General features: G+C 54.3%; 12 protein-coding genes and 2 pseudogenes. 9 read left to right on the top strand and 5 right to left on the bottom strand.

Going from position 1 to position 11,979, the window contains the following annotated elements; all coding sequences use genetic code 11:
- Nucleotides 1–4: 4 nt before the first annotated feature.
- Nucleotides 5–460, bottom strand: a complete 456-nt coding sequence (locus EXW94_RS08790; RefSeq protein ID WP_100165420.1) for a 4Fe-4S dicluster domain-containing protein — start codon at nt 458–460, stop codon at nt 5–7.
- 3 nt (nt 461–463) lie between these two features.
- Entirely contained in the window at nt 464–1,282 is an 819-nt protein-coding gene (gene yiaJ, locus EXW94_RS08785; protein WP_010436731.1) for an IclR family transcriptional regulator YiaJ, read from the bottom strand.
- A 225-nt stretch (nt 1,283–1,507) separates the two neighbouring features.
- Between yiaJ and yiaK the strand changes: the two are divergent.
- The 8 genes and pseudogenes from yiaK (at nt 1,508) to araD (ending at nt 9,108) form a co-directional block, all read left to right on the top strand.
- Nucleotides 1,508–2,507, top strand: a pseudogene (gene yiaK, locus EXW94_RS08780) (3-dehydro-L-gulonate 2-dehydrogenase).
- 10 nt (nt 2,508–2,517) lie between these two features.
- Entirely contained in the window at nt 2,518–2,985 is a 468-nt protein-coding gene (locus EXW94_RS08775) for a YhcH/YjgK/YiaL family protein (protein ID WP_120159859.1), read from the top strand.
- 26 nt (nt 2,986–3,011) lie between these two features.
- Nucleotides 3,012–3,938, top strand: a complete 927-nt coding sequence (locus EXW94_RS08770; protein ID WP_174339970.1) for a DUF4862 family protein — start codon at nt 3,012–3,014, stop codon at nt 3,936–3,938.
- A gap of 47 nt (nt 3,939–3,985) precedes the next feature.
- On the top strand, nt 3,986–5,305 hold the full coding sequence (locus EXW94_RS08765; RefSeq protein ID WP_042716588.1) for an MFS transporter: 1,320 nt from the start codon (nt 3,986–3,988) through the stop codon (nt 5,303–5,305).
- A 95-nt stretch (nt 5,306–5,400) separates the two neighbouring features.
- Entirely contained in the window at nt 5,401–6,906 is a 1,506-nt protein-coding gene (locus EXW94_RS08760; protein WP_126817148.1) for an FGGY-family carbohydrate kinase, read from the top strand.
- Nucleotides 6,903–7,556 carry a 3-keto-L-gulonate-6-phosphate decarboxylase UlaD gene (ulaD, locus tag EXW94_RS08755; protein ID WP_100165417.1) on the top strand — a complete coding sequence of 218 codons (654 nt, stop codon included), beginning with the start codon at nt 6,903–6,905 and terminating at the stop codon, nt 7,554–7,556. The genes EXW94_RS08760 and ulaD overlap by 4 nt, the downstream gene beginning before the upstream one ends.
- 2 nt (nt 7,557–7,558) lie before the next feature.
- Nucleotides 7,559–8,419 (top strand): L-ribulose-5-phosphate 3-epimerase, encoded by an 861-nt coding sequence (locus EXW94_RS08750; protein ID WP_010436719.1) that lies wholly within the window; start codon nt 7,559–7,561, stop codon nt 8,417–8,419.
- Nucleotides 8,413–9,108 (top strand): L-ribulose-5-phosphate 4-epimerase, encoded by a 696-nt coding sequence (gene araD / locus EXW94_RS08745; protein WP_120159856.1) that lies wholly within the window; start codon nt 8,413–8,415, stop codon nt 9,106–9,108. Before EXW94_RS08750 ends, araD begins: the two co-directional genes overlap by 7 nt.
- Here the strand turns inward: araD and EXW94_RS28565 are convergent.
- A pseudogene (locus EXW94_RS28565) lies at nt 9,109–9,195 on the bottom strand (AraC family transcriptional regulator); the annotation flags it as partial.
- Between the two features lie 259 nt (nt 9,196–9,454).
- Between EXW94_RS28565 and EXW94_RS08740 the strand changes: the two are divergent.
- A complete protein-coding gene (locus EXW94_RS08740) occupies nt 9,455–10,531 on the top strand; it encodes a type I restriction endonuclease (RefSeq protein WP_126817140.1) in 1,077 nt (358 codons plus the stop codon).
- Nucleotides 10,532–10,534: 3 nt separating this feature from the next.
- Here the strand turns inward: EXW94_RS08740 and EXW94_RS08735 are convergent, their stop codons facing one another.
- Together EXW94_RS08735 and EXW94_RS08730 are read right to left on the bottom strand one after the other, a co-directional pair.
- Nucleotides 10,535–10,942, bottom strand: coding sequence for a type II toxin-antitoxin system HicB family antitoxin (locus EXW94_RS08735; RefSeq protein WP_174339969.1), 408 nt, complete (start codon nt 10,940–10,942; stop codon nt 10,535–10,537).
- A 291-nt stretch (nt 10,943–11,233) separates the two neighbouring features.
- Nucleotides 11,234–11,974, bottom strand: coding sequence for a MipA/OmpV family protein (locus EXW94_RS08730; RefSeq protein WP_174339968.1), 741 nt, complete (start codon nt 11,972–11,974; stop codon nt 11,234–11,236).
- Between the last annotated feature and the right edge of the window lie 5 nt (nt 11,975–11,979).

The raw sequence follows: 11,979 nt of genomic DNA, 5'->3' as shown, positions 1-11,979 counted from the left end.
GTTCTTACGCCAGATGATGCAGCCGTTCGGTGCGTAATCTGGCGGGATCGACACAGCTTAACGCGTGGGTCGGGCAAGCCTCAACGCAGGCAGGTCCGCCCTCGCGATGCGCGCATAAATCACATTTCAGCGCCTGCGCATGATCCCCCACCCTCTGTACCTGCATCGCCCCAAACGGGCACGCCACCATACAGCTTTTGCACCCGATGCAGCGCGCCTGCTCAACGAGCCAGGCTCCGGCTGAGCGTCGGATTGCCCCGGTTGGGCACACATTTGCACAGGGCGCATCCTCGCACTGATGACACCCGACCGCGGTGGTATAAGAATCCCCTTTCACCACCCGAATGCGGGGCATGAAATCATTTGCGGTGACGAATTCCTGATGCGAAACCGCACAGGCCACTTCGCAAGTGCGGCACCCAATGCATTTTTCCGAATCCGCCATGATAAATCGGTTCATCTGTTACGCCTCGCGCACGTTAAAACCCAGCTCTTTTGAGATAGCCTCTGCCGTTTCGCGCAGCGGCTTGAGCAAGTTCTTCTCACCCACCTGCTTCATGCGCGACGTCGACAGCGAAATGGAGATCGCATACGGCACGCGCCCGTGGATATCAAAGACCGGCACGGCAATGCATGAAACCCCCAGCTCGTTCTCTTCTTTATCCATCGCCATGCTGCGATCGCGAATTTCCGCCAGCTCATCATACATCGCACTCAGCTCGGTAATGGTGTTGCGGGTCAAGGGTTGGATCTGTTCCTGATGGCTTTCCCAGTAGCTCGCCACGTAATCCTGATGACCAAACGCCATGTAGATTTTGCCCATTGCGGAGCAGTAGAGCGGCATATGCTGGCCGATATAGGCACGCGTGCGCAGCATACCGGTTGTCGGTTCGAGCTTATAAATCAGGATCGCGTGGTCGTCCTCACGGCTGGAGAAGTTCACCGTTTCGCCGGTGGCAATGTTCAGCGCCTCAAGGTGCGGAGCGGCCACGTGAATGATATTCAGCGACGACAGGGCCTTTTGCCCGACGGCGATAAATTTGGTGGTCAGGCGATAGCTGCCCGCCGCGGGTGCCGGGGTCACGTACCCGCACGACTGTAGCCCCTGCAGCAAGCGATGCACGGTGCTCTTATTCAGCCCCGCGAGTTCAGATAAGTGCGCAAGCGGACACCCGTTCGGATAGTTGCTGAGGATCTCAATCAGCATCAGGCCGCGAAACAAGCTCTGGCTACCTGCTGGCCTCTCTTTTTCTTGCGTCATTTCGCTCTCTTTCGTGCTCATCAAATGGCTCCTTTTTGTCGCGCCCTGATGGTAGCGCAAAGTGTGGTTCAGTTCACGATCTCAACAGAAAAAACACAACCAATTGATTTTAATCGATTTTGAAAAACATGAATGTCGTTGATCTGGCAAAATTTGATCGCTATATTTGAAATAAGATTTCGCATAGTGAAATTTAGCGATAAAAAAGCACTCGCACTTGCCCCGAAAAAGAACAGGAGAACAGGGATGAAAGTGACCTTTGAAGAGTTAAAAGCGGCGTTCAATCGGGTTCTGCTCGATCGCGGCGTGAAAGCGGAAACCGCAGACGCCTGCGCCGAGATGTTCGCCCGCACCACGGAATCCGGCGTTTATTCGCACGGCGTTAACCGTTTTCCGCGTTTCATTCAGCAGCTTGATGCAGGCGATATCATTCCCGACGCTCAGCCAAAACGGGTGATGACGCTGGGTGCCATCGAACAGTGGGATGCCCAGCGCTCTATCGGCAACCTGACGGCGAAAAAGATGATGGATCGCGCCACCGAGCTGGCCTCCGACCACGGTATTGGTCTGGTGGCACTGCGTAATGCGAACCACTGGATGCGCGGCGGCAGCTACGGCTGGCAGGCGGCGGAGAAGGGCTATATCGGCATATGCTGGACCAACTCTATTGCCGTCATGCCCGCATGGGGATCAAAAGAGTGCTGCATCGGCACCAACCCGCTGATCGTGGCTATTCCATCAAGCCCAATCACCATGGTCGATATGTCGATGTCGATGTTCTCCTACGGCATGCTGGAGGTGAATCGCCTGGCCGGACGCGAGCTGCCGGTCGATGGTGGCTTTGACGACGAGGGTAATCTCACCCGAGAGCCAGGCGTGATTGAGAAAAACCGCCGCATTCTGCCGATGGGCTACTGGAAAGGGTCTGGCTTATCCATCGTGCTCGACATGATTGCCACCCTGCTCTCCAACGGATCCTCCGTCGCGGAAGTGACCCAGGACAACAGCGACGAGTATGGCGTGTCGCAGATCTTTATCGCCATCGAGGTTGATCGCCTGATCGACGGCCCCAACCCGCGATGCGAAGCTGCAGCGCATTATGGACTTCATCACCACCGCGCAGCGGTCTGATGAAAACGTTGCCGTCCGCCTTCCGGGCCATGAATTCACGCGCCTGCTGGAAGAGAACCGCCGCGACGGCATCACCATCGACGACAGCGTGTGGGCGAAAATCCAGTCTCTGTAAGGAGTGGACCATGATATTCGGACATATTTCCCAGCCCAATCCGTGCCGTCTGCCGCGGGCGATTGAAAAAGCGCTTCATTTTTTGCGCGCTACGGATTTCACCACCCTGCCGCCAGGCGTGGTGGAAATTGAAGGCCGCACTATTTTTGCCCAGGTTCTCGACCTGACGACAAAGGAGCCGCACGAGAACCGCCCGGAAGTGCACCGCCGCTATCTGGATATTCAGTTTTTAGCATGGGGTGAAGAAAAAATCGGTATTGCCATTGATACCGGTAATAACGAAATAAGCGAATCATTACTGGAACAGCGGGATATTATTTTTTATCACGACAGCGAACATGAATCGTTTATCGAAATGATACCCGGCAGTTACGCCATATTTTTCCCGCAGGATGTACACCGTCCTGCCTGTATTAAAAACAAGGAAGCCGCAATTCGTAAAATTGTGGTGAAAGTGGCAGTCAGCGAATTAGATTAATTTTCTGATATATACAGGAACGCGAAATGACCAATACCAGTTTTATTATTGGTGCGTACCCCTGCGCACCCTCGTTTCACCAAAAAGGGGAACAAGAAGAACAAACCTTCTGGCGGGAACTTTCCGACACGCCAAACATTCGCGGGCTGGAACAGCCGTGCCTTGAACATCTCCATCCGTTTGGTGATGAATGGCTGTTCCGCCATACGCCGGGCGACTGGCAAATCGTCGTCACAGCAGTCATGGAAACCATGCGCCGCCGCGGCAGCAACGGCGCGTTTGGCCTGGCCTCCGCCGATGAAGATCAGCGTAAAGCCAGCGTCGAATTTTACCGCCATCTGCATCAGAAGATTGCTGCCGTTCACGCCCGTTTTCCCGGAAAAGTCATTGCCCTGGAGATGCAGGCGGCCCCACAGGCGGGCAATGCTTCTGTCGAGCAGGCTACCGAGGCGTTCGCCCGTTCCATCCGTGAAATTGCGAGCTGGGACTGGGACTGCGACCTGGTGCTGGAACACTGCGATGCCATGACCGGCCCGGCACCGCGCAAGGGCTTCTTGCCTTTAGCGCAGGTGCTGGAGGTGGTGAAAGACACCGATATCAGCGTCTGCATCAACTGGGCGCGCTCGGCTATCGAAGGCCGTAATACGACGCTCCCGCTTGACCATGTTCAGGCGGCACTCCGTGCCGGAAAGCTGGGTGCACTGATGTTTTCGGGCACGACTACCCGCGGGGAATACGGTGAATGGCAGGATCTGCACGCGCCGTTTTCTTCATTCTGCGCCGACAGTTTGATGTCTACTGAACACGCAAAATCACTCTTTACTGCGGCGAGCGCCGCAACGTTGAAATTCTCCGGTATTAAATTACTGGAAATAAATGCTAATGCTGACGTCAGCCATCGCATCGCTATTTTGCGCGACGGCATTAGCGAAATGAATAAAGCAACACAATAACAATAAAAAATATCCCTATTCCGGTTACATTGACTGAGACAGTAAATATGAACACTTACTCGAATACTCTACAAGCGGACATTCCGCGCCAGCGCTGGCTAAGAATCATTCCTCCTATTCTTATCGCCTGCATCATTTCGTATATGGATCGCGTAAATATCGCCTTTGCCATGCCCGGCGGGATGGATGAAGAGCTAGGTATTACCGCCACTATGGCGGGCCTGGCAGGTGGGATCTTCTTTATCGGCTATCTGTTCCTGCAGGTTCCCGGCGGCAAGATTGCCGTTCACGGCAGCGGCAAGAAGTTTATCGGCTGGTCGCTGGTTGCCTGGGCGGTGATCTCTGTGCTCACGGGCCTGGTGACGAATCAGTATCAGCTGTTGGTGCTGCGCTTCTTACTCGGCGTGGCGGAAGGCGGGATGCTGCCTGTCGTGCTCACCATGATCAGCAACTGGTTCCCGGATGCCGAACGCGGTCGCGCCAATGCCATTGTGATTATGTTTGTCCCCATCGCCGGGATTATCACCGCCCCGCTTTCGGGCTGGATCATCACCGCGCTCGACTGGCGCTGGCTGTTCATCATTGAAGGTTTGATGTCCGTCGTTGTGCTGGTGCTGTGGGCGTTCACCGTTTACGACCGACCGCAGGAAGCCCGCTGGATTTCAGAAGCAGAGAAAAACTATCTGGTGCAAACGCTGGCGGCTGAACAGCAGGCCATCGCCGGAAAAGAGGTGAAAAACGCGTCACTCGGCGCAGTGCTTTCTGACAAAACCATGTGGCAGCTGATCGCGCTGAACTTCTTTTACCAGACCGGGATTTACGGCTACACGCTCTGGCTACCGACCATCCTGAAAGAGCTTACGCACACCAGCATCGGTCAGGTGGGCATGCTCGCCATCCTGCCTTACATCGGGGCCATTGCGGGGATGTTCCTGTTCTCTACGCTTTCTGACCGTACCGGCAAGCGCAAGCTGTTTGTCTCCCTGCCGCTGATTGGCTTTGCGCTCTGCATGTTCCTCTCCGTGGCGCTGAAAGAGAGTACCTGGCTGGCGTATTCCGCACTGGTGGGCTGCGGGTTCTTCCTGCAATCCGCAGCGGGCGTGTTCTGGACCATCCCTGCGCGTCTGTTCAGCGCAGAGATGGCGGGCGGCGCGCGCGGCGTGATCAACGCCCTGGGCAACCTCGGTGGCTTCTGCGGCCCGTATGCGGTTGGGGTGCTGATCACCCTGTACAGCAAAGACGCGGGCGTTTACTGCCTGGCGGTTTCTCTGGCGCTGGCGTCGCTGCTGGCCCTGCTATTACCGGCGAAATGCGATGCCGGTGCAGAGCCTAATCCCACGGTGAATCCGCACAAGCGTGCGGCCTGATGCCCTCACCCCAGCCCTCTCCCACGGGGAGAGGGAGAAAACCGAACCGTAGGCCGGGTAAGCGAAGCGCCACCCGGCAATTAAGTGAGATGAAGATGAGTGAAAAAGAGCCCTTCTGGCTGGGTATCGATTGTGGCGGTACTTATCTGAAAGCCGGTTTATACAACAGCCAGGGCAAGGAAATCTGCATCGAGCGCCGCTCCGTTGCCACGCTCAGCCCGCGCGCAGGTTACGCGGAGCGGGATATGCCTCAGCTCTGGCAGCACTGCTACGCTACCGTCGCCACGCTGCTCAAACATTCAGGCATCGACGGAGAGCAGATCAAAGGCGTTGGCATTTCTGCTCAGGGCAAAGGACTGTTTCTGCTCGATAAACAAGACCAACCGCTGGGCAACGCCATGCTCTCCTCAGACCGCCGGGCGCTGGAGATCGTGCAGCGCTGGCAGCAGGACGGCATTCCCGAAAAGCTCTATCCGCATACGCGCCAGACCCTGTGGACAGGGCACCCGGCCTCACTCCTGCGCTGGGTGAAAGAGAACGAGCCGCAGCGGTATCAGCAGATCGGCTGCGTGATGATGGCGCACGACTATCTGCGCTGGTGTCTGACCGGCGTGAAGGGCTGCGAGGAGAGCAACATCTCCGAGTCCAACCTCTACAACATGAATACCGGGCATTACGATCCCCAGCTCACGCGCTGGCTCGGTATCAGCGAAATTGACGGCGCCCTGCCGCCGATTGTCGGTTCAGCAGAAATTTGCGGGGAAATCACCCCTCAGGCAGCCGCGCTTACCGGTCTCGCGGCGGGCACGCCCGTCGTTGGCGGTCTGTTTGATGTGGTTTCCACCGCGATCTGCGCCGGGCTGCACGACGAACACACGCTGAATGCCGTCATGGGTACCTGGGCCGTCACCAGCGGGATCGCCAATGCGCTTCGCGATAACGAGCCGTTCCCCTATGTGTATGGCCGTTACGTCCACCCGCAGCAGTACATCGTTCATGAAGCCAGCCCGACCTCATCCGGCAATCTTGAGTGGCTCACTGCCCAATGGGGCGAGATGTCATTCGATGAGATCAACCATGCCGTCGCCAGCCTGCCGAAAGCGGAAAGCGAGGTGTTCTTCCTGCCCTTCCTCTACGGCAGCAACGCCGGGCTGGAGATGACCAGTGGTTTTTACGGCATGCAGGCGCTGCATACCCGCGCGCACCTGCTGCAGGCCGTTTACGAGGGCGTGGTGTTCAGCCACATGACCCACCTCAACCGCATGCTTGAGCGCTTTACCCAGGTGCAGGCGCTGCGCGTCACGGGTGGCCCGACCCATTCGGACGTGTGGATGCAAATGCTCGCCGATGTCAGCGGGCTGGCGATTGAGCTGCCGCAGGTGGAAGAGACCGGCTGCTCCGGCGCGGCGCTGGCGGCACTGGTAGGCACCGGCGTCTACCCCGATTTCCACGCTGCGCAGCGCACCCTCAAACACGACATTCGGGTGATTGAACCCGACATGCGCGCCCATGCGGCCTACCAGCGCAAATATCACCGTTACCAGTTACTGATTTCAGCACTTCAGGACTATCACGCCCGTATTAAGGAGTACGACCTATGAGCCGACCATTACTGCAGCTGGCGCTCGACCATACCTCACTTCAGGCCGCCCAGCGCGACGTCGCGGCGCTTTCAGATCACGTTGATATCGTCGAAGCGGGCACCATTTTGTGCCTGACCGAAGGGCTGAGCGCCGTACGCGCCCTGCGCGAACAGTGTCCGGATAAAATCATCGTGGCGGACTGGAAAGTCGCCGATGCCGGAGAAACGCTGGCTGAGCAGGCGTTTGGCGCGGGCGCGAACTGGATGACCATCATCTGCGCCGCCCCGCTGGCAACCGTTGAGCGAGGCCACGAGGTCGCACTGCGCTGCGGGGGAGAAATCCAGATGGAGCTGTTTGGCAACTGGACGCTGGACGACGCGCGCGCGTGGCATCGCGTCGGCGTGAAGCAGGCTATCTACCACCGCGGGCGCGACGCGCAGGCCAGCGGTCAGCAGTGGGGCGAAGCGGATCTCGCGAAAATGAAAGCGCTCTCCGACATCGGTTTGCAGCTTTCGATCACCGGCGGTATCACCCCTGCCGACCTGCCGCTGTTTAAGCAGATCAACGTAAAAGCGTTTATTGCAGGACGCGCACTGGCAGGCGCAGCTAATCCGCCGCAGGTGGCACAGGCATTCCATTCGCAAATCCGCGACATCTGGGGAGCGTAACCATGCGTCAACATCCGTTAGGTATTTACGAAAAAGCGCTGTCGAAAGATCTCTCCTGGCCGGAACGCCTGGTGCTGGCGAAAAGCTGCGGGTTCGATTTTGTTGAGATGTCAGTCGACGAGACCGACGAGCGTTTGTCACGCCTCGAGTGGAGCACCACGCAGCGCGCTTCGCTGGTTGAAGCGATGCTGGAAACCGGCGTGGCGATCCCGTCGATGTGTCTTTCTGCCCACCGCCGTTTTCCCTTTGGCAGCCGGGATGAAACCGTGCGCCAACGCGCCCGCGAGATCATGACCAAAGCCATCAGGCTGGCGCGTGACTTAGGCATTCGCACCATCCAGCTCGCGGGTTATGACGTTTATTACGAAGAGCATGATGAAGGCACGCAGCAGCGCTTTGCCGAAGGGCTGGCGTGGGCCGTCGAGCAGGCCGCCGCCGCGCAGGTGATGCTGGCGGTGGAGATCATGGACACTGCGTTTATGAACTCCATCAGCAAGTGGAAAAAGTGGGACGACATGCTCGCCTCGCCGTGGTTCAGCGTTTACCCGGATGTCGGCAACCTGAGCGCGTGGGGCAACGACGTCACCGCCGAGCTGACGCTGGGCATTGACCGCATTGCGGCAATTCACCTGAAAGACACCCAGCCCGTCACCGCACAAAGTCCCGGACAGTTCCGCGACGTGCCGTTTGGAGAAGGCTGCGTCGATTTCGTTGGCGTGTTTAACACGCTGAATAAGCTGAACTATCGCGGCGCGTTTCTGATTGAGATGTGGACTGAAAAAGCAAAAGAGCCGGTGCTGGAAATCATCCAGGCGCGCCGCTGGATTGAAGCCCGTATGCAGGAAGGAGGCATGACATGTTAGAACAACTCAAAGCCGAGGTGCTGGCGGCAAACCTGGCGCTGCCCGCCCACCAGCTGGTGACCTTCACCTGGGGCAACGTCAGCGCGGTGGATCGCGAAAGCGGCCTGATGGTGATCAAGCCGTCCGGCGTGGAGTACGACGTTATGACGGCGAAGGATATGGTGGTGGTGAATATCGCCACCGGCCAGGTGGTTGAAGGCAGCAAAAAGCCCTCTTCAGACACGCCGACCCACCTCGCGCTGTACCGCCGTTACCCGGAGATTGGTGGCATCGTGCATACCCACTCCCGCCACGCTACCATCTGGTCGCAGGCGGGCCAGGATTTACCGGCGTGGGGCACAACGCACGCAGACTATTTCTACGGGGCGATCCCCTGCACCCGACGGATGACCACGGCTGAAATCGCGGGCGAGTACGAATACCAGACGGGTGAAGTGATCATCAAAACCTTCGAGGAGCGCGACTTAAGCCCGATGCAAATCCCGGCAGTATTGGTGCACTCCCACGGTCCGTTCGCCTGGGGCAAAGACGCTGCCGATGCGGTCCACAATGCCGTGGTACTGGAAGAGTGCGCCTATATGGGCCTGTTCTCACGCCAGCTTGCACCGCAGTTGCCGGTTATGCAGCAGGAATTGCTGGATAAACATTATCTGCGCAAGCACGGGGCGAATGCCTATTACGGCCAGTGATCAGCCGGAATTGATATGCTCTTTACAGTACCGCCGTTTCCAGACGGCGGGGGTTATCCACGTTTGTTTGAAAAGGCCTACCAGATTTGGGCAAATCGAGGAGAAGGGGAAATGTGGACTTGGTGGAAATAAAGCATAAACAAGAAAAATAAAAATATAACGATATATATAATATACTTAATAAAATCGGCAGCAATGGGCTTATTTATCTGTTTTCAGTTTAACGAGTCTGTGATCTAAACCTCGGAAATATTTTTTTGCTGCTAATTACTTATGGCTAGCATTGAATGACACGCATTTTAATGCTATTCCATCAAGACACACAGTAGAAAAATAAGGGTATCCAATGGAATTCACAGAAAAATTAAATGCATTATCTACTAAAATCAGACAACAAATTGAAGTAATCAATACCGAAGAAGCAACAAAAACTGCGTTTGTGATGCCTTTTATTCATAATGTTTTAGGTTACGATGTTTTTGACCCTTCTGAAGTCATACCCGAATTTGTATGTGATATTGGCACTAAAAAGGGCGAGAAAATTGACTATGCAATAATGAAAAATAATGATGTACAGATACTTATTGAATGTAAAAAAATTGGTGAGCCGTTAAATATAAATCACGCATCACAGCTTTTTAGATACTTTCACGTTACAAATGCACGGATATCAATCTTAACAAACGGACAAATTTATAGATTTTATACCGATCTTGATGCACCTAATAAGATGGATGAGAAACCATTTTTGGAAGTCGATCTATTTGATATTGATGAAAATGTTGTCCCTGAATTAAAAAAATTGACAAAATCTTCATTTGATCTTGAATCAATTATTAATGCTGCTGGAGAATTGAAATACGTCAGTCAGATCAAAAGAATACTACATTCACAACTTAACAATCCTGAAGACGACTTCGTTAAATTCTTTGCTTCCAGAGTATATGACGGGATGCTAACCCAAAAAGTAAGAGAATCTTTTCTAAATCTTACGAAAAAGGCCGCAAGCCAGTACATAAATGATCAAGTTAATGAGAGACTTAAATCAGCTATCACTGGTATTACTCCTACACCCGCCCAACCTCCAATGGAAATACAGCATATCGACGAAGATGATCATAAAGATGAAAATGATATCGTTACAACTTTAGAAGAGTTAGAAGGTTTTCATATTGTAAAAGCAATTACTCGGACTGTACTGGAGGCACCTCGCATTACCCATAGAGACACAAAGAGTTATTGTGGAATCCTTGTAGATGACAACAACCGCAAACCCCTTTGCCGATTACATTTTAATCGCACGCAAAAATACATCGGTCTTTTCGATATAGAAAAAAACGAAACGCGTCATCCCATAGCGACGGTAGATGATATCTATTCCTTTGCTGATATCCTGAAAGCAACCGCAGCTCTCTATAATTAATCTTTACCCAGGCAGCACGCGACGTGCTGCCTCAGCCAGAAATGCGCTTCGATTACCGAACTGAGGATGCTCGCTGACATAGGAATCAATCTTTACCAGCAAACGTCGAGGCATCGTGATGTTGATACGCTCGGCCCTGCCGTCGAACTGTTTCATATTAATATCCACCAACAGCCATTGCCCGCTAGTGAAATCCTCAGGACGATTTTCCAGATGCGCTTCCACATTACCCGGAAGAGGCAGTGCATCATCCATTTCAAACAGCGCTTCGAAGTGCGCGGTGAGCGCATCACGTGCATCCTGAAAAGCGTCATCCAGGGAATCACCTGCAAAAAAGCAGCCTGGAACGTCAGGGAAAAAGCCACTGGCGCTACCGTCGGAGTCAGAATGAATGTAAGCCGGATAAAACATAACTACTCCTGATATCAATGTTTAATTCCCGCCTGCCGCCAGATCTGAGCGAGAGTGCCCAGTTTAATTTTCTTTTAATAATTATACACATGATACACACCTTTATTGATAGTGCGGATCACATTAGCGTATCAGGAATATTAATGAGGAAGTCATTACGGGAAAGGAAAACGGGAGATCGGTACTATCAAAAAATGCCCGGCGGCGCTTCGCTTGCACGGGCCTACGCAAACCTGCGATGGCAGTCCGTGTAGGCCGGGTAAGGCAGAGCCGCCACCCGGCTTTAGGCTATCAGAAACGCCAGGTCAGGCCCGTCATCAGCGCGAAGCTGTCGTCGCGGTCAATCATCGGACTGTTCTTCACGTCGTCAGGCAACACGGTGTAGACCGCGCTGGCATTCAGGTACAGGTTCTGGGTTAATTGATATTTTGCCGCCAGGCCAACGTATGGCGTCCAGGTGTCGCCTGCGGAGTATTCATCCAGACCTGAGCGGCGAGACTCGCTGCCGGACACGCCGTAGTAGTAGTCGTTATAGCTTTCATCGCTGTAGAAAATGCCCACAGAAGGCGTGAGCGTAAGGCGTTCCATGCGGATTGGGCGGAAGTAAGAAATTTCACCCACCACGCCGCCGCTTTCATCCATCGCGTCACCGGACACGGCAAATTTCAGGGAACCCCATTTTTCATGGCGGTAGTATGCGCCGCCGAGGAATGCCGAAGCTTTACGCTCATCAAGATGCTTCATCTGATGATCGTCATTGTCATCCGGGTCGAAATGCAGCGGCATCCAGGATGCGGTCAGGCTGAATTCATTCTTACTGTCTTTCCACAGGATCCATCCTCCCGTGGTTTGACGCACATAGAAGTTATCGCCTTCGTAGCTAATTAACGGTACAGCGGTGGTATTTTCGTTATACCCTTTGTAAGGCGACTCGTTAAATACCGCCCCCGCCCCTAATGAAAAGTCGCCAGCCATTACCGATGATGTCGAAAATAATGCGGCAGCGATGAGTAAATTATATTTAACAGTCATTCTAT

It is taken from the genome of Enterobacter sp. JMULE2, from assembly GCF_013337145.1.
In the GTDB taxonomy this organism is placed as follows: domain Bacteria; phylum Pseudomonadota; class Gammaproteobacteria; order Enterobacterales; family Enterobacteriaceae; genus Enterobacter; species Enterobacter mori.
Note: the sequence above shows the minus strand (reverse complement) of the source record. Positions and strands in the feature narration are given on the sequence as shown.